21 protein-coding genes are annotated in these 24,761 nt (G+C 65.2%); 17 read left to right on the forward strand and 4 right to left on the reverse strand.

Going from position 1 to position 24,761, the window contains the following annotated elements:
* Window positions 1-8 precede the first annotated feature (8 nt).
* Entirely contained in the window at window positions 9-755 is a 747-nt protein-coding gene (locus tag B9P64_RS11325; protein ID WP_085316333.1) for a sulfurtransferase, read from the reverse strand.
* Window positions 756-940: 185 nt separating this feature from the next.
* On the opposite strand from B9P64_RS11325, the gene B9P64_RS11330 reads away from it, so the two are divergent.
* The 12 genes from B9P64_RS11330 to B9P64_RS11385 all read left to right on the forward strand — a co-directional run bounded on the left by B9P64_RS11330 (window position 941) and on the right by B9P64_RS11385 (window position 18,563).
* Window positions 941-2,386 (forward strand): MdtA/MuxA family multidrug efflux RND transporter periplasmic adaptor subunit, encoded by a 1,446-nt coding sequence (locus B9P64_RS11330; RefSeq protein WP_085316334.1) that lies wholly within the window; start codon window positions 941-943, stop codon window positions 2,384-2,386.
* Window positions 2,383-5,601 (forward strand): MdtB/MuxB family multidrug efflux RND transporter permease subunit, encoded by a 3,219-nt coding sequence (locus tag B9P64_RS11335; protein WP_085316335.1) that lies wholly within the window; start codon window positions 2,383-2,385, stop codon window positions 5,599-5,601. The genes B9P64_RS11330 and B9P64_RS11335 overlap by 4 nt, the downstream gene beginning before the upstream one ends.
* Window positions 5,602-5,933: 332 nt before the next feature.
* A complete protein-coding gene (locus B9P64_RS11340; protein WP_085316336.1) occupies window positions 5,934-6,434 on the forward strand; it encodes an OsmC family protein in 501 nt (166 codons plus the stop codon).
* Window positions 6,435-6,535: 101 nt separating this feature from the next.
* Window positions 6,536-9,667, forward strand: a complete 3,132-nt coding sequence (locus B9P64_RS11345; protein ID WP_085316337.1) for a multidrug efflux RND transporter permease subunit — start codon at window positions 6,536-6,538, stop codon at window positions 9,665-9,667.
* Between the two features lie 59 nt (window positions 9,668-9,726).
* Window positions 9,727-11,283: a TolC family protein gene (locus B9P64_RS11350; protein ID WP_085316338.1), complete on the forward strand. Its 1,557-nt coding sequence runs from the start codon at window positions 9,727-9,729 to the stop codon at window positions 11,281-11,283.
* Window positions 11,284-11,541: 258 nt separating this feature from the next.
* On the forward strand, window positions 11,542-14,229 hold the full coding sequence (locus B9P64_RS11355; RefSeq protein ID WP_085316339.1) for a TonB-dependent receptor: 2,688 nt from the start codon (window positions 11,542-11,544) through the stop codon (window positions 14,227-14,229).
* 276 nt (window positions 14,230-14,505) lie between these two features.
* Complete coding sequence (locus tag B9P64_RS29080) at window positions 14,506-14,949, forward strand: DUF6152 family protein (RefSeq protein WP_268877146.1); 444 nt, start codon at window positions 14,506-14,508, stop codon at window positions 14,947-14,949.
* Between the two features lie 61 nt (window positions 14,950-15,010).
* Window positions 15,011-15,826 carry a hypothetical protein gene (locus B9P64_RS11365; protein WP_235839970.1) on the forward strand — a complete coding sequence of 272 codons (816 nt, stop codon included), beginning with the start codon at window positions 15,011-15,013 and terminating at the stop codon, window positions 15,824-15,826.
* A gap of 56 nt (window positions 15,827-15,882) precedes the next feature.
* Window positions 15,883-16,923: a hypothetical protein gene (locus tag B9P64_RS11370; protein WP_139826268.1), complete on the forward strand. Its 1,041-nt coding sequence runs from the start codon at window positions 15,883-15,885 to the stop codon at window positions 16,921-16,923.
* A gap of 3 nt (window positions 16,924-16,926) precedes the next feature.
* On the forward strand, window positions 16,927-17,430 hold the full coding sequence (locus B9P64_RS11375) for a hypothetical protein (RefSeq protein WP_085316341.1): 504 nt from the start codon (window positions 16,927-16,929) through the stop codon (window positions 17,428-17,430).
* A 6-nt stretch (window positions 17,431-17,436) separates the two neighbouring features.
* Entirely contained in the window at window positions 17,437-17,967 is a 531-nt protein-coding gene (locus B9P64_RS11380; RefSeq protein ID WP_085316342.1) for a hypothetical protein, read from the forward strand.
* 35 nt (window positions 17,968-18,002) lie between these two features.
* Window positions 18,003-18,563 carry a cytochrome c gene (locus tag B9P64_RS11385; protein WP_139826269.1) on the forward strand — a complete coding sequence of 187 codons (561 nt, stop codon included), beginning with the start codon at window positions 18,003-18,005 and terminating at the stop codon, window positions 18,561-18,563.
* A 10-nt stretch (window positions 18,564-18,573) separates the two neighbouring features.
* Here B9P64_RS11385 and B9P64_RS11390 read toward each other — a convergent pair whose 3' ends face one another.
* Window positions 18,574-18,987, reverse strand: a complete 414-nt coding sequence (locus B9P64_RS11390; protein ID WP_139826270.1) for a hypothetical protein — start codon at window positions 18,985-18,987, stop codon at window positions 18,574-18,576.
* A 153-nt stretch (window positions 18,988-19,140) separates the two neighbouring features.
* Here B9P64_RS11390 and B9P64_RS11395 point away from each other — a divergent pair, with 153 nt between their 5' ends.
* The 3 genes from B9P64_RS11395 (at window position 19,141) to vapC (ending at window position 20,383) form a co-directional block, all read left to right on the forward strand.
* Entirely contained in the window at window positions 19,141-19,665 is a 525-nt protein-coding gene (locus B9P64_RS11395) for a gamma carbonic anhydrase family protein (RefSeq protein WP_085316344.1), read from the forward strand.
* Between the two features lie 122 nt (window positions 19,666-19,787).
* Window positions 19,788-19,982 (forward strand): type II toxin-antitoxin system VapB family antitoxin, encoded by a 195-nt coding sequence (locus B9P64_RS11400; protein WP_085316345.1) that lies wholly within the window; start codon window positions 19,788-19,790, stop codon window positions 19,980-19,982.
* Window positions 19,979-20,383: a type II toxin-antitoxin system VapC family toxin gene (gene vapC / locus B9P64_RS11405; protein WP_085316346.1), complete on the forward strand. Its 405-nt coding sequence runs from the start codon at window positions 19,979-19,981 to the stop codon at window positions 20,381-20,383. Before B9P64_RS11400 ends, vapC begins: the two co-directional genes overlap by 4 nt.
* Window positions 20,384-20,458: 75 nt before the next feature.
* Here vapC and B9P64_RS11410 read toward each other — a convergent pair whose 3' ends face one another.
* The gene (locus tag B9P64_RS11410) at window positions 20,459-22,150 is read right to left on the reverse strand and encodes a TIR domain-containing protein (RefSeq protein WP_085316375.1); all 1,692 of its coding nucleotides are present in this window, start codon (window positions 22,148-22,150) and stop codon (window positions 20,459-20,461) included.
* A gap of 153 nt (window positions 22,151-22,303) precedes the next feature.
* Window positions 22,304-23,788, reverse strand: coding sequence for a hypothetical protein (locus B9P64_RS24395; RefSeq protein ID WP_139826271.1), 1,485 nt, complete (start codon window positions 23,786-23,788; stop codon window positions 22,304-22,306).
* Window positions 23,789-24,171: 383 nt separating this feature from the next.
* Between B9P64_RS24395 and B9P64_RS11415 the strand changes: the two genes are divergently transcribed.
* Both B9P64_RS11415 and B9P64_RS11420 read left to right on the forward strand, forming a co-directional pair.
* Window positions 24,172-24,498: a site-specific integrase gene (locus B9P64_RS11415; protein ID WP_139826272.1), complete on the forward strand. Its 327-nt coding sequence runs from the start codon at window positions 24,172-24,174 to the stop codon at window positions 24,496-24,498.
* A gap of 4 nt (window positions 24,499-24,502) precedes the next feature.
* Window positions 24,503-24,761: PHP domain-containing protein (locus tag B9P64_RS11420; RefSeq protein ID WP_139826273.1), on the forward strand; the 259-nt coding region annotated here is incomplete at its 3' end.

Consider the following 24,761-nt stretch of genomic DNA (forward strand, 5'->3'; position numbering starts at 1 on the left):
AGCCCGGCTCAGGCCGGCGCGGCCAGCTCCGCATCGAGGCTGCTGCGCTCGTCGAACACGAAACAGCGGCCATGCCAGTGCGCGCCGCCTTCCAGCTCCAGGTATTTGAGAATGCCGCCGTCGAGTTGCCAGACATGGTCGTAACCGTCTTCGCGCATCGCCAGTACCGCTTTCTCGCAGCGGATGCCGCCGGTGCAGAAGGTGACGACCGTGCTGCCGGCCAGCCGCGCCGCATCGGCCGCCGCGGCTGACGGGAACTGGCTGAAGCGCTCGACGCGGTAATCGATGGCGCCGTCGAAGCTGCCGGCATCGACCTCGAAGGCATTGCGCGTGTCCATCAGCACCACCGGCCGGCCGACGTCGTCATGGCCGGCATCGAGCCAGCGCCGCAGCGTGGCCGGCGCGATCGCCGGCGCCCGGCCGCGCGTCGGATCGACCGGCCGCTTCATCGTGATGATTTCGCGCTTGATGCGCACCCGCAGCCGCTTGAACGGCACCGCGCTGGAGAACGACTCCTTGGGCGCCAGCTCGGCAAAGCGCGCATCGGCCTCGATCCAGCTCACGAAGCCATCGATCGCGGCGCGGTCGCCGGCCAGGAAAAGATTGATGCCTTCAGGCGCGATCAGCACCGTGCCCTTCAGGCCCAGCTCGGTGCAGCGCGCCTGCACGCTGCTGGCGATCGCCGGCAAATCGTCGAGCGCGACGAAGCGATAGGCGGAAATGTTGACGATGTTGCTGGCGATGGGCGGCGACATTGCGGCGGGGTGACAACGAAAGGACGGCGACTGGCCGGGGGCGCGCAGTGTAGTCGCCGACGCCATCGATAATCGCGCCCCGGCTGTCAGCCAGCGCAACGCACGGTTGCAATTCGGGCCTTCCCATCGCCGCGCGTTTGCACTGCACTCGCCACCTTCCCGCCGCCGCAGCCCCTTCCGAGTTCATGAACGACAACAACCGCAGTGATCGCGCCGACGCAGCGACCGATCCGCTCAACACCACGCCCACGGCCTCCACCACTCCCGTCAAATCGTCGTCCCGCTGGCTCTGGTGGCTGCTGGCGCTGCTGCTGCTGGGGGCGCTCGGCGTCTTCGGCTGGCGCAAGTGGCATGCGACCGAGGGCACCCCGGCCGAAGGCGGTGCCGAGCAGCGCGCCGGCGGTCCCGGCGCCGCCGGTGGCCCGGGCGGCCCCGGCGGTCCGGGCGGCGGCCGGCGCGGCGGCGATCCGAACCGGCCGCAGCCGGTGGTGGTCGAGACCGCCCATGCCGGCAGCCTGCGCGTGATCCAGCCGGCGGTCGGCAACATCACCGCGCTGGCCACGGTCACGGTGCGCGCGCGCGTCGACGGCACGCTCGACCAGCTGCTGTTCAAGGAAGGCGACGTGGTGCAGGCCGGCCAGCTGCTGGCCCGCATCGATCCGCGCGCCTATGACGTGGCGCTGCTCCAGGCCAAGGGCCAGCTGGCGCGCGACGAGGCCCAGCTGGCCAATGCCAGGGTCGATCTGGAGCGCTATCGCGGCCTGCTCGCGCAGGACTCGATCGCGCGCCAGCAGGTCGATACGCAGGCCGCGCTGGTACGCCAGTACGAGGCCACGGTGCAGGTCGACCGCGCGGCGGTGGCCAGCGCCGAGCTCAATCTCTCGTACACGCGCATCACCGCGCCGGTGGCGGGCCGGCTCGGGCTGCGTCAGGTGGATGCCGGCAATCTCATCCGCAGCAGCGACGCCGACGGGCTGGTCGTGCTGACCCAGCTGCAACCCATCTCCGCGCTGTTCTCCATCCCCGAATCGGCGCTGCCGCGCGTGCGCGCCGCGCTGCGTGCCGGCAAGCCGCTGGTGGCCGAAGCCTGGGACCGCGACCAGCGCAGCCTGCTGGCCACCGGTACCGTCGCCAGCTTCGACAACCTGATCGACAGCGCGACCGGCACCGTCAAGCTGCGCGCGCTGTTCCCCAATGCCGACAGCGCGCTGTTCCCCAACCAGTTCGTCAATGTGCGGCTGGTGGTCGACACGCTGGCCGATGCGCTGCTGGTGCCGACCGCCGCCGTGCTGCGCGGCAGCCAGGGCACCTATGTCTACCGCGTCGGCGACGACAACACGGTGAGCGTGCGGCCGGTGCGCATCGGCGCCGCCGAGGGTGAGCTGACGGTCATCGAGGAAGGCCTCAAGCCCGGCGCGGTGGTGGTCATCGAAGGCAGCGACAAGCTGCGCGACGGCGCCAAGGTCGAGCCGGTGGCGCGCGCCACGGCCGCCAGCGCCGGCGCCGAAGCCGCCCCGCGCAAGCGCCGCCGCGACGGCAACGGCGATGCCGCCAAACCCGCCGACGGCGCTGCAAACGCCGCCGCCAAGCCGGCCGACGCCGCGCCCGCCGCACCGCGCGCCGCGCAATGAATCCGTCGCGCCTGTTCATCCTGCGGCCGGTGGCGACCTCGCTGCTGATGCTCGCCATCCTGCTCACCGGCCTGTTCGCCTATCGCCAGCTGCCGCTGTCGGCGCTGCCCGAGGTGGACTACCCGACGATCCAGGTCGTCACGCTCTACCCGGGCGCCAGCCCCGACGTGGTCACCTCGTCGATCACCGCGCCGCTCGAACGCCAGTTCGGCCAGATGCCCGGGCTCAAGCAGATGCTGTCGACCAGCTCGGGCGGCGCCTCGGTCATCACGCTGCAATTCACGCTCGACCTCACGCTCGACGTGGCCGAGCAGCAGGTGCAGGCGGCCATCAACGCCGGCAGCAATCTGCTGCCCGCCGACCTGCCCCAGCCGCCGGTCTACAACAAGGTCAATCCGGCCGATGCGCCGGTGCTGACGCTGGCGGTCACCTCCGAGACGCTGCCGCTGCCGCGCGTGCAGGCGCTGGTCGATACCCGCGTGGCGCAGAAGATTTCGCAGCTGCCGGGCGTGGGGCTGGTGAGCCTGTCGGGCGGCCAGCGGCCGGCGGTGCGCATTCAGGCCAATCCGGCCGCGCTGGCCGCCTACGGCATGAGCCTGGACGACCTGCGCGTGGCCATCGGCAATGCCAACACCAGCCAGGCCAAGGGCGGCTTCGACGGCCCGCTGCGCAGCTCGACCATCGACGCCAACGACCAGCTGCGCTCGGCGCTCGAATACCGCCAGCTCATCGTGGCGTGGCGCGCCGGCAATCCGGTGCGGCTGGCCGACGTGGCCACCGTGCTCGACGGCGCCGAGAACGCCCAGCTCGGCGCCTGGGCCGGCAATGCGCGCGACGGCATCAAGGCCGGCATCGTCATCAATGTGCAGCGCCAGCCCGGCGCCAACGTGATCGAGACCGTCGACCGCGTGAAGGCGCTGCTGCCGCAGTTGCAGGCAAGCCTCCCCGGCGCGGTGCAGGTTCAGCTGCTGACCGACCGCACCAACACCATCCGCGCCTCGGTGCGCGATGTGCAGCACGAGCTGGCGCTGGCGGTGGTGCTGGTGGTCGCGGTCATCTTCATGTTCCTGCGCAACTGGCGCGCCACGCTCATCCCAAGCGTCGCGGTGCCGCTGTCGCTGATCGGCAGCTATGGCGTGATGTATCTGGCCGGCTTCAGCATCAACAACCTCACGCTGATGGCGCTGACCATCGCCGCCGGCTTCGTGGTCGACGACGCCATCGTCGTCATCGAGAACATCTCGCGCTATCTGGAGCACGGCGAAAAGCCCGGCGATCCGCCGCTGTCGCCGATGCAGGCCGCGCTGCGCGGCAGCGAGCAGATCGCGTTCACGATCATTTCGCTCACCGTGTCGCTGGTGGCGGTGCTGATTCCGCTGCTGTTCATGGGCGACGTGGTCGGCCGGCTGTTCCGCGAATTCGCCATCACGCTGGCGGTCGCCATCCTCATCTCGGCCGTGGTGTCGCTCACGCTCACGCCGATGATGTGCGCGCGCCTGCTGCGCCATGTGCCCGAGGCCGAGCAGGGCCGCTTCTACCGCGCGAGCGAGCGTTTCTTCGAGCGCGTGATCGCCGGCTACGGCCGGCTGCTGCGCCGCGTGCTCGACCATCAGCCGGCGGTGCTGGCGGTGGCCGTCGCCACGCTGGCGCTGACCGCGCTGCTTTACGTGCTGGTGCCGAAGGGCTTCTTTCCGTTGCAGGACACCGGCGTGATCCAGGTGACGACCGAGGCCGACCAGAGCGTGAGCTTTGCCGCGATGGCCGAGCGCCAGCGCCGCGCCGCCGAACTGGTGGTGCAGGACCCGGACGTGGAAAGCGTCAGCTCCTTCATCGGCGTGGACGGTACCAATGCCACGCTCAACAGCGGCCGGCTGCTCATCAACCTGCGCCCGCTCGAAGAACGCAAGGCGCGCGTCGCCGAGATCATCCGGCGCCTGCAGGCGCGCGCCGCCGACCTGCCCGGCATCGCGCTCTACCTGCAACCGGTGCAGGACCTGACCATCGACGACCGCATCGCGCGCACCCAGTACCAGTTCACGCTCAGCTCGCCCAGCATCGACGAACTGAGCACCTGGGTGCCCAGGCTGATGACCGAACTGCGCGCCCTGCCCCAGCTCGCCGACGTGGCGACCGATCTGCAGGACAAGGGCTTGCAGGCCTATATCGAGATCGACCGCGACGCCGCTGCACGCCTGGGCGTGACCACCGCCGCCATCGACAACGCGCTCTACAACGCCTACGGCCAGCGGCTGATCTCGACGATCTTCACCCAGTCGAGCCAGTACCGCGTGGTGCTGGAGGTGGCGCCGTCGGCGCGCGCCGGTCTCGCCGCGCTGCAGGACCTGTACGTGCCGGCGACCGGCAACACCTCGACCACCAGCGCCGGCAATGCCAATTCGGCGCCGGCCGGATCGAGCCTGACCACCAGCGTGTCGGCGTCGCGCACGACCCAGGTGCCGCTGTCGTCGGTGGCGCGGGTGATCGAGCGGCCGACCGCGCTGGCGATCAACCATGTGAGCCAGTTCCCGGCCGCGACCGTCAGCTTCAATCTCGCGCCGGGCGCGGCGCTCGGCGATGCGGTCGATGCGATCGAGGCGGCCGAGGCGCGCATCGGCATGCCGGCCAGCGTGGACACCTCGTTCCAGGGCGCGGCGCTGGCCTTCCGCGCCTCGCTGAGCAACACGCTGCTGCTGATCGTGGCCGCCATCGTCACGATGTACATCGTGCTGGGCGTGCTCTACGAGAGCTACATCCACCCGGTGACGATCCTGTCGACGCTGCCGTCGGCCGGCGTGGGCGCGCTGCTGGCGCTGATGCTGGCCGGCAGCGACCTCGGGATCATCGGGATCATCGGGATCGTGCTGCTGATCGGCATCGTGAAGAAGAACGCAATCATGATGATCGACTTCGCGCTCGACGCCGAACGCAACCAGGGCCTGCCGCCGCGCGAGGCGATCTATCAGGCTTGCCTGCTGCGATTCCGGCCAATTTTGATGACGACGCTGGCAGCGCTGCTGGGCGCGGTGCCGCTGGTGCTGGGCGGCGGGTCGGGCGCGGAGCTGCGGTTTCCGCTCGGGATCACGATGATCGGCGGGCTGATCGTGTCGCAGGTGCTGACGCTGTTCACGACGCCGGTGATTTATCTGGCGTTCGATCGGGTGGCGCGGCGAGTGCGGGGCAGTGGCGAGGCGGGACGTGAAGTTGCCGCGCACTGACTGCCGAGCGACTGCGGCGGCGCCATCGTTCAAGCGCTGGCAGAGCGCCCGCCCCGGTACCGGCCGCGCGCCCACCGATGCGCCCCGCGCTGCGCGCGGGGTTCCCGGGCGAACCGTTCGGAAGCACCGGGCTCACGAGGTTGGCCGCCCCTGCGGGGCTAACCTCGTTCGGCCCTGCCGAGTCCCTCGGCAGGGCAACCCGGTCTTCCTCCTCTCGCCCGGCGCATCGGAGGGCGCGCGGCCGGTACCGGGGCGGGCGCTCCGCTGTCGGTTGGCTGTCGAGGTTGCGGGTCGGGCTTGCGGTGGCGCTGGTGCTGTTCAGGAGATCTGGCATGGCTGAGTACCTCTGCACGCTCGACTGGCAGCGTGGCGATGCCGACTTCGTCGGCAAGCGCTACAGCCGCGCGCACACGCTCGCCTTCGACGGCGGCGTGGTGCTGCCGGCGTCGTCATCGCCGCATGTCGTGCCGCTGCCGTGGTCGGATGCCGGCGCGGTCGATCCCGAGGAGCTGTTCGTCGCGTCGCTGTCGAGCTGCCACATGCTGTGGTTCCTCTCCATCGCGGCGGCGCGCGGTTTCTGCGTCGACAGCTATCGCGACAACGCAAGCGGCGCGATGGCGAAGAACGCCGCCGGCCGGCTCGCGATGACCCGCGTGACGCTGCGGCCCGACGCGCGCTTCTCGGGCACCCATCTGCCGACGCGCGCCGACATCGAAGCCATGCATCACGAGGCGCATGAGGAATGCTTCATCGCCAACTCGGTGACGACCGAAGTCGTGACCGAACCGGTGTTCGCAAACCAGGCACCGACCGAACTGGAGCTGCGCCCATGACCCAAGCGCCATGCCTCAACAGAGTCACCCAGCGCGCCGCAGGCGCGCCGTTCCCGCTCTCCGCCAGCCCGGACGCAAGCGCAGCACACAAGAAGAACCGCATGAAGCTCTTCATCGCCCGCCCCGTCGCCACCACGCTGCTGACGCTGGCCATCATCCTGGCCGGCGCGCTGGCCTTCTTCAAGCTGCCGATCTCGCCGCTGCCGCAGGTCGATTTCCCGACCATCTCGGTCTCGGCCTACATCCCCGGCGCCAGCCCCGAGACCATGGCGGCCACCGTCGCCACGCCGCTCGAACGCGCGCTCGGCAACATCGCCGGCGTCACCGAGATGACCTCGCAGAGCACCGCCGGCGGCACCCGGCTCACGCTCCAGTTCGACCTCAGCCGCGACATCGACGGCGCGGCGCGCGATGTGCAGGCGGCCATCAATGCGGCGCGCTCGCTGCTGCCCACCAGCCTCACGCGCAACCCGACCTATCGCAAGGTGAACCCGGCCGATTCGCCGATCCTCATCATCTCGCTCACCTCGGCCACCATGACGCGCGGCCAGATGTACGACGTGGCCTCGTCGATGCTGGCGCAGAAGCTGGCCCAGGTGGAGGGCGTGGGTCAGGTCAGCATCGGCGGCGCCTCGCTGCCGGCGGTGCGGGTCGAGCTCGATCCCGAGGCGCTCGACCGCGCCGGCCTGTCGACCGAGACCGTGCGCCAGGCCATCACCACCACCAACGCCAACCGGCCCAAGGGCTTTCTTGAAGACGGCGACCGGCGCTGGCAGATCGGCGCCAACGATCAGGCCCGCACTGCCGCCGAGTACGCGCCGCTGATCGTGCGCTGGCGCGATGGCGCGGCGGTGCGGCTGGCCGACGTGGCCGAGGTCAACGACGGCGTCGAGGACATCCGCAATGCCGGCCTGAGCAACGGCAAGCCGTCGGTGCAGCTGGTGCTCAACCGGGCGCCGGGCGCCAACATCATCGAGACCATCGACCGCATCTACGCGGTGCTGCCGCAGCTGCGCGCGATCGCGCCGGCGGCGCTCGACATGGATGTGGTGGTCGACCGTTCGCCCACCATCCGCGCCTCGCTGCGCGAGGTGGAGAAGTCGCTCGTCATCTCGGTGGCGCTGGTGGTGATGGTGGTGTTCCTGTTCCTGCGCAGCTGGCGCGCGGCGCTGATCCCGAGCGTGGCGGTGCCGGCATCGCTGATCGGTACCTTCGGCGTCATGTACCTGGCCGGCTTCAGCCTCGACAACCTGTCGCTGATGGCGCTGACCGTGGCGACCGGCTTCGTGGTCGACGACGCCATCGTCGTGCTCGAAAACACCATGCGCCATGTCGAGGACGGCCTGTCGCCGCGCGAGGCCGCGATCAAGGGTGCGCGCGAGGTGAGCTTTACCGTGCTGTCGATGAGCCTGTCGCTGATCGCGGTGTTCATCCCGATCCTGGCGATGGGCGGCATCGTCGGTCGGCTGTTCCGCGAGTTCGCGCTGACGCTGTCGATCGCCATCGTCATCTCGCTGGCGGTGTCGCTGACCACCACGCCGATGATGTGCGCGCGGCTGCTGCGGGCCCGGCCGGTGCAGCAGGCGCGGGCCGCCGGCAGCGGTCTGCTGGCGCGGCTGGCGACCCGGCTCGCGGCCGGCTCGGAGCGCGGCTTCGAGGCGCTGCGGCGCGGCTATGTGCGCTCGCTGGGCTGGGCGCTGCGGCACAGCGCGGTCACGCTGCTGGTGCTGCTGGCCACGGTCGCGCTCAATGTGCGGCTCTACACCGTGATCCCGAAGGGGCTGTTTCCGCAGCAGGACGTGGGCATGCTGTTCGGCTTCATCCAGGGCGATCAGGCGGTGTCGTTCCAGTCGATGCAGGGCAAGCTCGCCGACTTCGTGCGCATCGTCCAGGCCGATCCGGCGGTCGCCAACATCACCGGCTTCACCGGCGGATCGCAGCGCAATTCGGGCAACGTGTTCGTCTCGCTCAAGCCGCTGGCCGAGCGCAAGGCATCGGCCGATGCGGTGATCGCGCGGCTGCGCAAGGCCACCTCCAAGGTGGCGGGCGCCAGCCTGTTCCTGGTGCCGGTGCAGGACATCCGCATGGGCGGCCGGCCGTCGAATGCGCAATACCAGTACGTGCTGCAAGCCGACGATCTCGATCTGCTGCGCACCTGGGAACCGAAGATCCGCAATGCGCTGTCGCAGCTGCCGGTGCTGGTCGACGTGAACACCGACCAGCAGGATCGCGGCCTGCAAACGCTCATCGCCATCGACCGCGATGCCGCCAGCCGGCTCGGCGTGACCGTCAACCAGATCGACACCACGCTCAACAACCTGTTCGGCCAGCGTCAGGTCTCGACCATCTACAACCCGCTCAACCAGTACCGCGTGGTGATGGAAGCCGCGCCGCGCTTCTGGCAGAACTCGCAGGCGCTGGAGCGCACCAGCATCACCACCAGTGCCGGCAACTCGGTGCCGCTGGCGGCGGTGGCGCACTGGACCGACGGCTATGCGCCGGTGGCGGTGAACCATCAGGGCCAGTTCGCGGCCAGCACCATCTCGTTCAACCTGCCGCTCGGCGGCTCGCTCGGCGATGCGCAGGCGGCGATCGAGGACACGATGGCGCGGCTCGGCGTGCCGACCGATGTGCACGGCAGCTTTGCCGGCACCGCCATGGCCTTTCAGCAGAGCCAGGGCAACCAGCCGCTGCTGATCCTGGCGGCGCTCATCACGATCTACATCGTGCTCGGCATGCTCTACGAGAGCCTGGTGCATCCGCTCACGATCCTGAGCACGCTGCCGTCGGCCGGCATCGGCGCGCTGCTGGCGCTGATGGCCTTCGACACCCAGTTCGACGTGATCGCGATGATCGGCGTGGTGCTGCTGATCGGCATCGTCAAGAAGAACGCAATCATGATGATCGACTTCGCCATCGCGGCCGAGCGCGACCGCGGCCTGAGTCCGCAGGCCGCCATCCTCGAAGCCTGCTCGCTGCGGCTGCGGCCTATCCTCATGACCACGCTGGCCGCCATCCTCGGCGCGATTCCGCTCGCCATCACCACCGGCGACGGCGCCGAGATGCGCCAGCCGCTCGGCATCGCCATCGTCGGCGGGCTCATGCTGAGCCAGCTGCTCACGCTCTACACCACGCCGGTCGTCTATCTCGCGCTCGACCGCGCCCGGCTGGCGGTCAAGCGCCGCTTCGGCCGCGCGCCGCGCGCCCTGCCGACCGCCCCGGCCCAGTCATGACCAGGATGAACAAGAAGATGCCTTCCATTTGCGGGATTTCCGGCGCAGCCACGGCGGGCATGCGCAGCGCTAGCCGCCAGCGTCGGGGCCACCGCGCCGCCACGCTGATTGCGCTGGCTTCCGCGCTGGCGCTGGCCGGCTGCGCCGCCGGCCCCGACTACCGCCGCCCCGACGCGCCGACCGGCACGGCCTTCCGCGAAGCCGCCGGCTGGCAGTCCGCCCGCCCGGCCGATGACGCGATCCGCGCCGACTGGTGGCGCGCCTATGCCGATCCCGAACTCGATGCGCTGATGGCGCGGCTCGACATCGGCAACCAGAACCTCGCCGCCGCCGACGCCGCGCTGCGCCAGTCGCGCGCGCTGTCGACCCAGGCGCGCGCCGCGCTCTGGCCCGCGATCGGCGTCAGCAGCAGCGCGCAGCGCTCGCGCTCCAGCTCGGTCACCGGCAGCTCGCAGAACAGCAACTCGGGCGGCGTGCGCAGCAGCTACAGCGTGGCGCTCGACGCCAGCTGGGAAGTCGACCTCTGGGGCCGGCTACGCCGCGCCTACGAGGGCGTGCAGGCCAATGTGCAGGCCAGCGCCGCCGACCTGGAAAACGCCCGGCTGTCGGCGCGCGCCCAGCTCGCCACCGACTTTCTGCAACTGCGCGTGGTCGATGCGCAAAAGCGCCTGTACGCCGACACCGTCGCCGCCTACGAGCGCTCGCTGACCATCGTGCGCAACCAGTACGCCGCCGGCACCGTGGCGCGCGCCGACGTGGTTCAGGCCGAGACCCAGCTGCAATCGGCGCGCGCCCAGGCCATCGACCTGGATGTGACGCGCAGCCAGCTTGAGCACTCGCTCGCGGTACTGATCGGCGTGCCGCCGTCCGAGCTGCGGATTGCGCCGTATGCGGGCGCGGTCGCCACGGCCGACGCCGGCGCGCCGGCCGGCAGCGCCCAGCTCGGCAGCGACGCCGCGCCCTCGCCCGAAGCCACGCTGGCCGGACCGCAACTGCCGCCGCTGCCCGTCGCCTTCCCGGCCAGCCTGCTCGAACGCCGGCCCGACATCGCCGCCGAGGAACGCCGCATGGCGACCGCCAACGCCCAGATCGGCGTGAGCGAAGCCGCCTGGTTTCCGGCGCTGACGCTGTCGGCCAGCAGTGGCTTCAGCGCCGGCCTGCTCGGCGACCTGTTCACCGCGCCGGCGCGCACCTGGGCGCTCGGGCCCGCGCTGGCCGGCACGCTGATCGACGGCGGCACCCGGCGCGGCGCCATCGAGCAATCGCGCGCCGCCTACGACCAGCAGGTCGCCACCTACCGCCAGACCGTGCTCGGCGGCTTGCAGGAAGTCGAAGACAACCTCGCCGCATTGCGCGTGCTGGCCGACGAGGCACGCGTGCAATCCGAAGCCACGGCCAGCGCCCGGCTGGCCGCGCAACTGGTGCTCAACCAGTACAAGGCCGGCACCGTCGGCTATCTGAGCGTGCTGACCGCGCAGACCACGGCGCTGGTCAACGAGCGCGCCTCGCTCACGCTCGAAGGCCGGCGGCTGGCCGCGCATGTGGCGCTGGTCAAGGCGCTGGGCGGCGGCTGGGAAGTGCCGCGCGAGCGGCTTGCAAGCGCTGGCAAGCCCTGAATCCGGCGCCGGCCGGCTGCAGCGAAACACGCAGCCGGCGGCTTTCCGCTGGCTTGCACATAGCAGACCGGCGCGCGCGGCTGACGCCTGCCCGACAGGCTGTCGATAGCCGGCAATGCGGCCAACACGGCGGCAAAATCCGCCTAGATCGCGTAACTTTCAGCAACACTGCGTGAACACAACCGCGCTTGCGTGCCGACGGGCGGTGGCACATCGATTGCGGACGGAGCGGTTTCCCATCATCAGGAAAGCCGCTCCATGAAAACCAGAAAATCGCGCCGCCCGACCGGCTCATCCGCAACCCACGCAGCCGCACCGGCCGCCGCCCGCTGGCAGCTTGGCCGCATCGCTCTCGCGGTCGCGCTGCTGGCCAGCCAGACCGCCTTTGCCGCCGACGCACCGGCCGACGCCGCCAAGGGCGAAGGCGAGGCCAAGGCGCTCGACGCCGTGGTCGTGCGCAGCCGCAACCGCATCGAGCGGCTGCAGGATGTGCCGCTGTCGATCTCGGTCGTGACCGGCGCCGAGCTGGAACGGCTGCAAGCCACCGACGTCGAGTCGATCACCAAGCGCGTCGCCAACGTCAACTGGAATCCGGGCAATCCGCGCCAGTTCAGCCTGGCGATTCGCGGCATCGGCAAGCAGGGCCAGACCGATGCCCAGGACCCGAGCGTCGGCATCATCGTGGACGGCGTGAACTACGCCTACAACCCGCTCGCGTCGAGCGTCGACTTCACCGACGTGGACACGGTGGAAGTGACGCGCGGCCCGCAGGGCACGCTGCTGGGCAAGAACACCAGTCTCGGCGTCATCAACATCACCACGAAAAAACCGAGCTTCGTGCCCGAGGGCAAGTTCCTGCTCAGCTATGGCCAGCGCCAGACGCTCTACGGCACCGCCACCTACGGCGGCCCGCTGGTCGACGATCTGCTGGCCTGGCGCGGCACGCTCAGCGCCACCAAGGGCCGAGGCGATCTGGTCAACGCCTACAACCCCGACCTCACCTACGCCAACCGCGACCGCGTCTCGGGCCGGCTCAAGCTGCTGCTGACGCCGAGCGCCGACTTCAATGCGCTGGTCACGCTCGAAGCCCAGCCGCGCGCCGGCGAGGCCACCAACGGCCGCAGCTACAACAAGGCCACGCCCACGGTGTATGCCGACGGCACGACCAATCCGCTGAGCACCGACGCCTCCACGCGCCTGGGCCGGCGCTGGTTCACCGACCAGAGCGACTACAGCTATGCCAACGACTACCTCGGCAATGCCGGCCGGCGCGCCATCAATGCCGACAACTACAACCCCATCGTCACCGGCACCAACGGCGCCATCGCCGAGCTGAACTGGAAGCTGGCCGACCACACGGTCACGTCCATCACCGGCTGGCGCAACTACTACTTCGACGCGCGCAACGACGAGGGCACGCCGTTCGACATCAGCAAGAACGGCGGCGGGCTGGTCGACTACAAGCAGCTGAGCCAGGAGCTGCGGCTCACGTCGAAACAGGGCGGCTTCGTCGACTACCAGACCGGCCTGTTCTTCATCGAGACCCAGACCAACCACTCGACCCGCACCGGCTGGGGCTCGGATGCCGGCGCCTGGTTTGCCAGCGTCGCGCAGTACCGCACGCTCGATACCGACACCAGCGGCCGCGCCCTGCTGCAGGACTCGCTGAACCGGCTCTACAAGCGCGTGGACAACCGCTACGACAACAAGAGCGCGGCCATCTTCGGCCAGGCCAACTGGCATCTGAGCGAGCCGCTCACGCTGACCACCGGCCTGCGCATCACGCGCGAGGACCGCAACACCAGCAGCCGCGCCTATCTCGACGACACCGGCGCCGGCGCGCTCATCAATCCGGCGGCGGTCAACGGCATCAACCTCGGCGGCTTCCTGGCCAATGGCAGCGGCGTGCTCGACTCGGCCAACAACGCGGCCCAGCTGGCGGTGGCCGACCAGATCGCCGCGCGCTACTTCGGCAAGGCCGCCACCGGCACGCCGGGCGGCGCCTACAACAGCCTCACCGCCGCGCAGAAGGCGCAGGTGGCGGCAGCCCGCGCGCTGCGCCGCAATCAGGTGGGCGTGCTGTGGAACGAGGCCGACGCCGAGCCCTTCCGCAAGACCCAGCCGGCCTTCGTCGTGAGCCCGAGCTACAAGTTCAGCTCCGACCTGACCACCTACCTCACCTGGCAGTACGGCGAGAAGGCCGGCATCTCGCAGAACGTGAACGGGCTGTCCTATCTGACCAAGCCCGAGCGCACCAACTCCTTCGAGCTGGGGGCCAAGACCGTGCTGCTCGACAAGACGCTGGTGTTCAACGCCGACGTGTTTTTGACCCGCATCCGCGACTACCAGCAGGCGGTGCAGGCGGTCGACCAGTACACGACGGCGCAGAACTTTCTGCCCGGCGGCAGCCAGACCACGGCCTACACCTCGTACACCGGCAACGTGCCCAAGGTGCAGGCGCACGGGCTGGAGATCGACGGCGTGTACGGCGGCATCCGCAACGTGACCGTGCGCTTCTCGGGCGCCTACAACATCGCCAAGTACAAGAGCTTCCCGAACTCGGCCCAGCCGGTGGAGAACGGCAATCTGGCCACGCCCTACCGCGACATCTCGGGCCAGACGCTGCCGGGCGCCTCCAAGGTCACGCTCAACATCGGCGCCGACTACCGCGTACCGGTGCTCGACGACAAGCTGTTCCACACCAGCTTCAACACCACCTTCGCCAGCCGCTTCAACTCGGACAACGCGCTGTCGAGCTATGGCTGGGTCGGCGCCTCGTCGGTGACCGATGCGGCGGTGGGCCTGGGCCGGCAGAACAACCAGCTCGACGTGAGCCTGATCGTCAAGAACCTGTTCGACAGCAAGGTCTACCAGTCGCAGACCTGGAACAGCTGGACGCCGGCGCTGCCGCGCTGGGTCGGCGTGACGGTGACGGGGAAGATCTGACGCGTTGCGCTGCCGCCGGTGCAATGCCGGCGGCTGCCCGGCGCGCCCAAGGGCGCGGGCGGTCGGCGATCGGGCGGCTGCCGCTGGCCGAAGCCAAGCACGCCCGCCGCACCGGCGCGCTGGCTTCGCAGCAGCGGGCTGCGCGCATCGCCGCAATTGCGGCCTTCGGCAGCCCGATTTGCCGGCCTTGGCCGGTGGTTCGGAAGCTGCAATGCAAGCCCTTCGCACCGGCCCGCCGCGCCTTGCGCCGCCCGGCTTTCCGACAGGAGAACAAGCATGACCGCTCATTCCGCTTCTGCCCGCCGCATGCCGCGCGCCCTGACCGCGCTGGCGCTCGGCCTGGCACTCACCGCCGCCACCGGCACGGCCGCCGCGCATCACGCCTTCTCGGCCGAGTTCGACGCCGACCAGCCGATCGACATCTCGGGCGTGGTCACCAAGGCCAAGTGGGTCAATCCGCACAGCTGGCTCTATTTCGACGTGAAGGGCCCCGACGGCGCCGAGACCAACTGGGGCGTGGAATTCGGCGCGCCCTTTGCCCTGCAGGAACGCGGCCTGACCAAGGCCGTGCTGCCGCCCGGCACGCCGGTGCGCGTGAAGGGCTATCGCTCGAAGAACGGCGGCCCCTACGGCTACGCGGTCACGGTCACCTTGCAGGACGGCCGCAGCTTCCAGACCGGCGGCGCCCAGGACAGCCCCACCGCGCCCGCCACCCGCTGATCCCCCACACGCCGCGCCAACGCGCGGCGTCCGCGAACTCCTCCCACAGCAGCCCGCATCGATGAACCCGCTGTTCCGGCCCCGTCCGGCCCTGATTGCCGCCGCGCTCGCCGCCGCCCTGCTCGGCGCGGCGCTGCCGGCCACGCAGGCCGCCACCGCCGCGCCGGCCAAGTCCGCCGCCACCGCGCCCAAGTCCGCCGTCCCGCGCCTGCCCAACGGCAAGCCCGATTTCTCCGGCATCTGGCAGACCACCAGCAATGCCGACTTCGACCTGGAGCCGCACGGTCCGCGCAAGGACGCGCCGCCGGGCCAGGGCATCGTCGAGGGCGATGTCATCCCCTATCTGCCCAAGGCGCTGGAGCAGAAGAAGAAGAACTTCGCCGCCCGCAGCAGCGACGATCCGCGCCTGAAATGCTTCACGCTCGGCGTGCCGCGCGGCATCTACTACCCCGAGCCGTTCCAGATCTTTCAGCGCGAGCGCGACCTGACGCTGCTGTTCCAGTTCGGCCAGTCGGTGCGCACCATCCACACCAACGGCACCGAGCATCCGGACAACCCCAACGACTGGTGGCTCGGCGATTCGCGCGGCCACTGGGAGGGCGACACGCTGGTCGTCGACGCGAAGCACTTCAACGACGAAACCTGGCTCGACCGCGCCGGCAACTTCCACAGCGATGCGCTGCATGTGGTCGAGCGCTGGACCTATCTCGATGCCAACACGCTCGACTACCGCGCCACCATCGAAGACGCCCAGGTGTTCAGCCGGCCGTGGAACATCGCGGTGATCCTGCATCGCCACCGCGAGAAGAACTTCCAGCTGGTGGAGAACTACTGCTACACGCTCGACTTCGACCAGTACTACCCGCCCCGCCCGTGACGACCGCAATGGCCCGTGGGCGCAATGCGCGCGGGCCGAAGACCTGGTGCAGCAGCATGAACAGCAACACGACCTTCCTTGCCTGCGCGGCACTGGCCCTGGCCAGCGCGCTGCCCGCCACTGCGCAGACCAGCGCGGTGAGCAATACCGTCAGCCCGGCCGTCGCCGAGGCGGCCAAGCTGCAATCGGGCAGCGCGCCCGGCAGCGCGCCGGTGCCGGTGCGCGGCGGCGGTGGCGGCGGCATCTCGCAAGAGCGCAGCTATCCGCGCATCGACCCGGCGCCCTGGACCGGCCCGCGCCAGCGCGACGGCCAGCCCAACGTGGAAGGCCACTGGTCCAACACCGTGGCCAATCACAACAACTGGACCGATCCGCAAGGCGGCATTCCGGGCGACCCGGCCACGCGCGGCCGCCCGCTCGGCCCGCGCGACGAACGCGCGCCCAGCCGCGTCAGCGATCCGCCCGACGGCCAGGTGCCGTTCCAGCCCTGGGCCAAGGCAAAACAGGAGGAGTTCCTCGCCAACTTCCACAACCCGACCCAGCCGCAATACGTGGAGCCGCTGGCGCGCTGCGCCCCGAGCGGCGTGCCCAAGTCGCTGATCTGGCACGGCTATGAGATCCGCCAGTACCCGGGCTATGTGGTGTTCCTGTTCAACTCGGGCACGCGGGTCATCCATCTCGACGGCAAGCCGCATCTGCCGGCCAGCATCAAGCTGTGGAATGCCGATTCGCGCGGCCACTGGGAAGGCAACACGCTGGTGGTGGACGTGACCAACAACAACGGCAAGGCGCTGTTCGGCCGCACCGGCGAGTTTTTGAGCGAGAACGCCCACATCACCGAGCGCTACATCTTTGCGGCCGACGGCAAGCGCTACAACTACGTCGCCACCATCGACGACCCCACCGTCTACACGCGCCCCTGGACCGCCACCATCCCGGCGCGCCGCTACACCGCCGCCGACAAGCCCAACGGCTGGCACTTCGAGACCACGCTGGCCAGGCACGCCGGCAGCGAGCCGATCGTCGAGCGCGAGGAGCGCATCTGCGTCGAGAACAACGGCGGCTTCGGCAACGTGGCCAGCACGCCGGGGCGCTGAACCATGGACCACTTGCTGCAACTGGCCGACGAGCTTCAGGGCACCGGCCTCGGCCTCGTCATCAGCGAATCGGCGCTGGCCTTTCCGATCATCGAGGGGCTGCATCTGATCGGGCTGTCGCTGTCGGTCGGGCTCATCTTCCTCATCGATCTGCGCATGGTCGGGCTGCTGTGGCGCCGCATCGCGCTCACCGAGGTGCTGGCGCAGTTGCGGCCCTGGGTGCTTGCCGGCTTCACGCTGGTGTTCGCGACCGGGCTGCTGCTGTTCTGGGCCGAGGCGCCGACCGTCATCGCCAGCCCGGCTTTCCCGTTCAAGCTGCTGTTCATCGCGCTGGCCGGCGCCAATGCGCTGTATTTCGAGCTGGCCATCGCCAGCACCGACGCCGTGCGCCACAACCAGCCCGAGCAGCCGCCGGCCGTGCGCCGCGCCGGCCTCGCCTCGCTGCTGCTGTGGACGCTGGTCATCATCTGCGGGCGGCTCATCCCCTACCTGCCCAACTGGTCCTGAGCCGCCATGTCCACGCTTGAATTCCTCACCTGGTTGCAGAACACGCCGGTAGCGCATGCCGTGAGCAAGAGCGATCACCTGGTCGGCGCCGCGCTCCAGGTGGTGCATGTGCTGGGCTTTGTGCTGCTGCTGGCGGCGCTGCTGCTGGCCAGCCTGCGCGTGCTGGGGCTGGCCTTCGGGCGCCAGCCGGCGGCCGACATCACCGGCGATGCGCTGCCGCTGATCTGGTGGGGGCTCGCGGCGGCAGCCGTGAGCGGCGCGCTGATGTTCGTGTCGGCGCCGACGCTCTACTTTTACAAGCCGGTGTTCATCGCCAAGTTGCTGCTGCTGGCGGCGGCGGTGGCAGTGCAGGCGTTGCTGTTCGGGCGGGTGAGCGGTGGCGCGCGGCGTGTGTCGGCTTCGGCCGCGCCATCGGCGGCAACCTCCGCCAGCGCCGATGTGGCGCCCTCGCCCGCGCTGGCCCGCGCCGTCGCCGTGCTTTCGCTCGCGCTGTGGTTTGCGGTCGCGGCGGCCGGCCGTGCCATCGGCTTCGCCTGACGCGCGCCGCCCATCACAACCATCAGGAAGCCCTCATGCGCCTGCGCCTCGCGCCCACCGTTCTCCTCCTCCTGCTCGCCGCCTGCGGCAAGACGCCGCCCGAAGCGCCCAAGGCCGCCGCCGCGCTCGAACCGGTCGCGTCGATTCAGGAGCTGATGCAATCCCTCGTCGATCCGTCGGCCGATGCGCTGTGGGAATCGGTCTCGACGACCGTCAGTGCCGCCGGCACCGAGGAGCATCAGCCGCGCAGCGACGCCGAATGGCTGGAGCTGCGCTTTCTGGCGCTGCGGCTGGCCGAGGCCGGCAACCTGCTCGCCGTCGACGGCCGACCGGTCGCGCACGCCGGCAAGCAGCTCGAAGACGCGCATGTGAGCGGCATCCTCAAGCCCGAGGAAATCCAGCAGCGCGTCGACGCCGACCGCGCCGCCTTTGCCAGCCGCGCCGCCGCCCTGCGCGAAGCCGCCCGCATCACGCTGGCCGCCATCGACGAGAAGAACGTCGACCACTTCATCGAAGCCGGCAGCCGCATCGACCAGGCCTGCGAGGCCTGCCACAAGCAGTACTGGTACCCCAACGACCGCCGGCCCGAGCAGTAAGCCGGCAGGCTCAGGGCTTGGCTGGCGCCTCGGGCGCTGGCGCCGGCTGCGGGCCGCTCTCGGTCACGAAGGTGGTCACGCCCACGCGCGACACCGTCGTCGAGCTGCCATCGGGCTGGGTGATGAGCGTCGTCGTGCCGATGCGCGTGACCGTCGTCGTGCCCTGCCCCGGCCCGTTGTTGATGAGTGTGGCGCCGCCCACCCGCGTGATGGTCGTGCTGCTGCCGTCCGCGCGCGTGACGACCGTGCTGCCGTTGCCGCCGCCCGGCAGATAGCGCCGGTGATAGCCGGTCTGCCCGTCGCACACCGTGGCCGCGCCAGCCTGGGTACACACCACCTGCGCCTGCGCCAGCCCGGCGCCCGCGCCGCCCGCCAGCGTCAGTGCCGAAAGCGCCACTGCCCTTGCCCATGCATTGCGTTTCATGTCCTCACCTTGCGCGGGCACCCGGCCCGATGCCGCCGAAATGGCAGCGCAAGGTCAATTGTCACGCCATCGCGTGATGGCTGCCGGCACGCCGCGCCGCCCGGGCATGGAAAACTTCGGCCCGACGCATTCACCGACCAAAGGAAACGAGACATGGCCATCTACAGCTACGACGACCACAGCCCCGACATTCATCCGACCGCGCACGTCGCCGAATCGGCCGACGTGATCGGCAAGGTTGCACTGCGTGAAAACGCCAGCGTCTGGTACCAGGCCGTGCTGCGCGGCGACAACGAGCTGATTGAAATCGGCACCGGCAGCAATGTTCAGGATGGCGCGATATTGCATACCGACATGGGCTCACCGCTGACGATTGGCGCCAATGTGACGGTGGGCCATCAGGCAATGCTGCACGGCTGCACGATCGGCGATAACTCGCTGGTGGGAATTCAGGCGGTGATATTGAATGGCGCGGTGATTGGGCGGAATAGTCTGGTCGGCGCCGGCGCGCTGGTGACGGAGGGGAAGGTATTTCCGGACAATTCGCTGATTATTGGATCGCCGGCCAAGGTGGTGCGGACGTTTACGGATGAGGAGGCGGCGAAGTTTCAGCGCGGGGCGGTGGGGTATGTGGAGAAGGCGGGGAAGCATCGGGGGACGCTGAAGCGGATTGGATAAGCAATTCATTTCAAAAATGCAGCGCGATGGCCGATATGCGCCCCAACTTCATTGCGATAAAAATTCAATGAAAGGCAATACTTGTGCTACAGTGTGTACAAAACATAATTTTGGTACACACCATGCGAACGAACATCGAGATCGACGACAAGCTCATGAATGACGCTCTGACGGCAACCGGAGCCAAGACCAAGCGTGAGGCGGTGGAACTTGGTTTGAAGATGCTGGTTCAGCTTCGCGCTCAGGAAAAGGCAAGGGAACTCAAGGGAAAGATCACCTGGGAGGGAGACCTGAATGCCATGAGGACTGACAAGTGATTTTGGTGGATTCGAGTGTGTGGATCGACTATTTCCGTTCGGCCGACACTCCACAAGTTGCACTTTTGGACTCCCTATTGGGGCGCAGTCCAATTGCCATCGGTGATTTGATCGCTGCAGAAGTGCTGCAAGGCGTTCGTGATCAGCGAGAGTTCGAGCTGGTCACGAATACTTTTGATGCCTTCGACCATATCAATCTCGCCGGCTATGAGCTTGCGATCAAAGCCTCAGAGAATTACCGAACATTGCGGAAGATGGGAATCACCATCAGGAAGACCATAGACACGCTCATTGCCACTCGGTGCATTGAGGATGGATTGGCGCTCCTGCATGCAGATCGTGATTTCTTGCCGTTTGTAGAAAATCTTGGGTTGAAGGTTGCGTACTGGGAAACTGAATGAAACCCGGGGAAGCTATAACGCGAACACAGAATTTCTGACAGGCCCCAGCCACCTGGATAACGCCCCTTCTAATCTTTATTGCAAAAATCGACGTACACTTACAGCAAGACGTTTAAATCGTTTAAATGAGGTCGGTGTGTGTTGCTGGGCGACTACCTCGTAGCTTTGATGCACTGGAAATCTAGAATCAAGGAAGTCTCGACGCGACTGCTCAAAGGCACCACTCAGCCATGCGGCAAAGCCCCGAAAGTAAAAAAACTCCGCCAAAGCTCGACCCGAAAAACTTACCTCAGACGGGCAGGGTAAATTTGCGGCCGCAAGCGCCAGGACGTGGGCGTCTTTATGCCGCCCAAGCTGTCTTAAGCACCAAATTTCGTCAATTACAAATCTTGGATTATTATGACTCGTAGCATTTTCCATTTGCAGTAACTTAAGTGCCCTCTCGAATTGCCCTATACGATAGAGAAAGCCAGCATACGAGCTCAAAAACAAGGATTTCTGCTTATCCGGAAGCATTGGAATGGAAATTTCGAAAAGATTTTCGATAAAGTCCACTGCCTTCACACTCGCAAGCAAATGTGGTTGCACAGCAAGATCCTGTGCCAACCCCGCTAAAATGTCGCTAGTAGCCGTAGCTGAAACCTCAAATTCATGCAACAAATAGCGGGCCCCTTCTATATCACCTTTCTTAGCTCGAAGCGCAGCTTTTAAAGCAAGAAGGCGTTCACATAAATATGGATCTGTTGTAGCGCAAATGTAGTTCGCTTCTTCTAACAGTCGCTCCACTTCAGCATCCTGCCCTGTTGATAGCGAAGCTATATTAGCCACAATAATATTGTGTATAAGGTCAGGGTCAATTCGCCCCCGCGCCTTGACCATTTCATGTGCCACATAATAAAATCTTAAAGCCTCATTAATTTCACCCCTTCTAAGATAAACTGTCGCCATAGCCGCGTATAAATTCTCGTCCACCAATGCTGCAATAGACCGATCCTCCAAAATTTCGCAAAACAGCGTCATAGCATCATTAAGATATGAAGATCTAAATGCGGACAACTCAAAGAGTAAAACGCCACGTATTAGTCGCGGATAATAGAACGCTTGCCCCTCATAATGGATGCTAAGTTGATACTCTAAAGAAGTTAGTGCACTGAAAGCATGTTCAAGCCTGCCATCCTCATACGCTTGAGAAGCATGTAGTGCTAACAATCGAAGCTCGCTAAAAATCCCAACTTCAAGACGGGAATAGCGAGGCTTTGCTGCTTTTACTTCTTCGGTGAGCCTAGATATGAGCGGCAAACGCGGAGACCCATTATTGGGACCGAGATAATTGATTCCAGCATGGCAGCAAATATCTTCTATACAGCGCTCTAAATCCGCCGAATCATTGGCAATGACCTCAATTCTTTTGTAGGGGGTAAGCTGTCGATATGGATCATCCCAACTATCATGGGGACGGACTGCAGTTGATATCTGAATAATTTCCCTCGGGTCCAAAAACTTTAGAGCAAATGCGACTTCAGATCGAGTCGATTCAGACTCAAGACTGGATTCCGATATGATCGCCACAAAAAGATCCGCCTGCCTAATTTTCTTCCTGCAATATTCGTCAACGTTTTCACCGAGCGGAACCTCCCCTCCACGCTGCTCAAATACCCAAGGATCAAGAAAATGCTCGCACAATCGTACAAGTAGACGCTTAGCAAAGTCTTTATCAGAGGGTATCCTCCCGGAGTAACTGACAAATACAGATTTTCGACTGACCATCTAAGACCTCCAAAAAGCAAGCGCCCGAATCAGTCATGGCGCTTGCAACGCGCACAATCTTTTTGTTAGTTTGACTCGGTACTGCCGACGTTCGTCGAACCATAGCCGGCTAACATCATTTCCAAATGAAACTCTCAAATAGGCTTTGCGAAATTAATTGCGTGGATAAACAGTTGGAGTAATCACGTGATACCCAATGGGCTGATTCACTTTTAGCTGTACCTTTTGGATAGATTGCACAAAGCTTTGAAAAGCCTTTGTGTCACTTTGTTGAGCAGCCCTCAGGAATGCTGCAATTTGTACTGAACGACGTAGTACGCCATATACACTTGGATTTATACCTCGCTCACGCGCAATAATTCTTGAAAACTCCGCACTATATTTCTCCATTTGAATGACAGGAATAGCATTCACCACCTCACCAAGTCTTCCCCCAGCTTCTTCAATCTCAGATTTCAATTGATCTTGCAGCACCGGATTAGATTCCAAACGTTCAACAACTTCCGCAAATGCAGTTTCCAGACTGGAACTGGTCCCAATTGCGATGGCCTTAGCTAGTTTTGACTTATCAAACAACGTGGTTGTACCCTGCAAAGAATGTTTGCGGACATTGGACAAATGCTTCAAAATTAACTTCCCTACAGCAACCAACGATTCCTTTTCTGCCTGATCAATAAGCGCAAGCTGACCAAGGGCCTTCGGGGCACCATGCTCTAATACCGCTTTGTTCTGAAGTTTTTGTAATGCTATTGATTTTTGCTCATCCAATCTGCTAAGCATAAGCAGGCCAAATGCATCTGGCGAAAGAGTTTTCGCCACCTCATAAATAGCCGACTCAATTCGCTCGTCATCGTCTCTCCAACAATACCAAACAGGGTCACCATGCAGGATTAGCCGCCCATCTGTGACAAAAAAGGTAATCGCGCCTCCGATATCACCTGTTATATAGGATGTATGCGACACAGGTTGAGACTCTTTCCATTGAGAAACCCGCATAAATGCAGCCAAATTCGCCCGCAGATCAGTATCGCTAGGTGCGAATTCTCCCGAGCCCAAAATATATTGCCCGTTTTCTTTAAATAGATCAGTAGCATTTGATTCAAATGCCATCATATCAGCCTGCAACAAACGCAACCCAAGCAGGGTATTTTCTAATGCAGGATGGTAGTTAGCGATCATTGCCTGCTTCTCATCTTGCAACTTGGCTTGCAAGATCGAATCTTTCAACGAACCAAATAAAGTCACCGCACCAGTTTCATTTGTATCCACCAATCTAGCCAATGGAATTAAAATCCAGTCGGGAACCTCGATAGCGACAGTTTTAATTGTGCCGCTCGAACTTTGTACATCCGCTGAAAATCGCTTTCCATCTGAGGCAGCAGCATCGTAATTTAGGCGACGAATAATCGACCCATCGGCGCTAGTAGCAATGCCAGTAAATGCAACACCACCAACAGCACGAGCGAATGTAGTAAACATTGCCGGCGAATGAGAGAAAGTCACAGACGACATCGTGTGCGCTGGAACATACGCAAGACTCATGGCGCCCAGCTCAAGCGCTTGTGCGATTGGCAAAAACAAACAAAAGCACCACACCAACGAATTAGCAACAATACGATGACGAAACCAGGAAACCATAGGACTCTCCGAACTCTGAATACAGACGCATGTCTGCAAATGGAGCCTGTTTTTTGGCTGACAGAGATGACGCTTGAATGACAAAAGATGCTTAACCATCAAGCACACAAGAAGCGCAGCCAATTTTTCCAAGCTTCGATAGCATAATCAATAGAACATTGATTTCGCGAGCAGATTTTTGATACGGTTGATTTTGTCCGAGCGTTAAAACTCAGCCCTAATTGTGTATTGCAAGCTATATTGATCAGTTACTGTTTTTATTCGCACTCCCTAACTGCTATCCGCCAGATAGTGCAACTCCAACGAATCTAGCTACCAACTTCTCGATTGCTTCAACACTTCGGCAACTTATACTGTTTAAAAAACCAGTAATAAAGCCGAGCATGGAGCCGATTACCTGCCCCCTTCGGCTCCGTCCATCGTTCCATCTGCCGCTACTGCCATCTGTCAGCCTGCTTGGCTTGATCAGGTGCGCGAGCGCAGCCCCGTTCGATATCTGCATCTATTGGCTATCTATAAAGGCTTATGTGCGCTTTCACGGCCTGCGGCATCCGCGCGAGATGGGCGCGCCCGAGGTGGAGGCTTTCCTCACGCATCTGGCTGTCGAGCGGCGTGTGGCTGCGTCCACGCACCGGCAGGCGCTTTCAGCGCTCGTCCTTCTGCGCAAGCTTGATGAACTTGGCAGGCCACGCCTTGCCATCCTGGCCTGAGCGCATGCCGCCCCTTCTCCACGCCCCCCACCCCCTCTACGCCGAGCTGCACGCCCGTTCCAACTTCAGCTTCCTCACCGGCGCATCGCATCCCGAGGAGCTGGTCGAGCAGGCGCACGCGCTGCGCTACGTGGCACTGGCCATCACCGACGAATGCTCGCTGGCGGGCGTTGTGCATGCCTACGAAGCCACGCTCGAATGCGGCCTGCATCTCATCGTCGGCAGCGAGTTCGCGCTGTCGACGATGAGATGCAGGCCGCATT

This window comes from Derxia lacustris, assembly GCF_002105195.1.
In the GTDB taxonomy this organism is placed as follows: domain Bacteria; phylum Pseudomonadota; class Gammaproteobacteria; order Burkholderiales; family Burkholderiaceae_E; genus Derxia; species Derxia lacustris.

What these genes read in the sequence shown, in the direction of transcription:
- B9P64_RS11390 (WP_139826270.1), bottom strand. Translation starts at nt 18,987, where the DNA reads ATGAAACGCAATGCATGGGCAAGGGCAGTGGCGCTTTCGGCACTGACG.
- B9P64_RS11355 (WP_085316339.1), top strand. Translation starts at nt 11,542, where the DNA reads ATGAAAACCAGAAAATCGCGCCGCCCGACCGGCTCATCCGCAACCCAC.
- B9P64_RS11395 (WP_085316344.1), top strand. Translation starts at nt 19,141, where the DNA reads ATGGCCATCTACAGCTACGACGACCACAGCCCCGACATTCATCCGACC.
- B9P64_RS11325 (WP_085316333.1), bottom strand. Translation starts at nt 755, where the DNA reads ATGTCGCCGCCCATCGCCAGCAACATCGTCAACATTTCCGCCTATCGC.
- B9P64_RS11345 (WP_085316337.1), top strand. Translation starts at nt 6,536, where the DNA reads ATGAAGCTCTTCATCGCCCGCCCCGTCGCCACCACGCTGCTGACGCTG.
- B9P64_RS11365 (WP_235839970.1), top strand. Translation starts at nt 15,011, where the DNA reads ATGAACCCGCTGTTCCGGCCCCGTCCGGCCCTGATTGCCGCCGCGCTC.
- B9P64_RS11375 (WP_085316341.1), top strand. Translation starts at nt 16,927, where the DNA reads ATGGACCACTTGCTGCAACTGGCCGACGAGCTTCAGGGCACCGGCCTC.
- B9P64_RS11370 (WP_139826268.1), top strand. Translation starts at nt 15,883, where the DNA reads ATGAACAGCAACACGACCTTCCTTGCCTGCGCGGCACTGGCCCTGGCC.
- B9P64_RS29080 (WP_268877146.1), top strand. Translation starts at nt 14,506, where the DNA reads ATGACCGCTCATTCCGCTTCTGCCCGCCGCATGCCGCGCGCCCTGACC.
- B9P64_RS11335 (WP_085316335.1), top strand. Translation starts at nt 2,383, where the DNA reads ATGAATCCGTCGCGCCTGTTCATCCTGCGGCCGGTGGCGACCTCGCTG.
- B9P64_RS11350 (WP_085316338.1), top strand. Translation starts at nt 9,727, where the DNA reads ATGCGCAGCGCTAGCCGCCAGCGTCGGGGCCACCGCGCCGCCACGCTG.
- B9P64_RS11340 (WP_085316336.1), top strand. Translation starts at nt 5,934, where the DNA reads ATGGCTGAGTACCTCTGCACGCTCGACTGGCAGCGTGGCGATGCCGAC.
- B9P64_RS11410 (WP_085316375.1), bottom strand. Translation starts at nt 22,150, where the DNA reads ATGGTCAGTCGAAAATCTGTATTTGTCAGTTACTCCGGGAGGATACCC.
- B9P64_RS11380 (WP_085316342.1), top strand. Translation starts at nt 17,437, where the DNA reads ATGTCCACGCTTGAATTCCTCACCTGGTTGCAGAACACGCCGGTAGCG.
- B9P64_RS11330 (WP_085316334.1), top strand. Translation starts at nt 941, where the DNA reads ATGAACGACAACAACCGCAGTGATCGCGCCGACGCAGCGACCGATCCG.
- B9P64_RS24395 (WP_139826271.1), bottom strand. Translation starts at nt 23,788, where the DNA reads ATGGTTTCCTGGTTTCGTCATCGTATTGTTGCTAATTCGTTGGTGTGG.
- B9P64_RS11385 (WP_139826269.1), top strand. Translation starts at nt 18,003, where the DNA reads ATGCGCCTGCGCCTCGCGCCCACCGTTCTCCTCCTCCTGCTCGCCGCC.
- B9P64_RS11400 (WP_085316345.1), top strand. Translation starts at nt 19,788, where the DNA reads ATGCGAACGAACATCGAGATCGACGACAAGCTCATGAATGACGCTCTG.
- B9P64_RS11415 (WP_139826272.1), top strand. Translation starts at nt 24,172, where the DNA reads ATGGAGCCGATTACCTGCCCCCTTCGGCTCCGTCCATCGTTCCATCTG.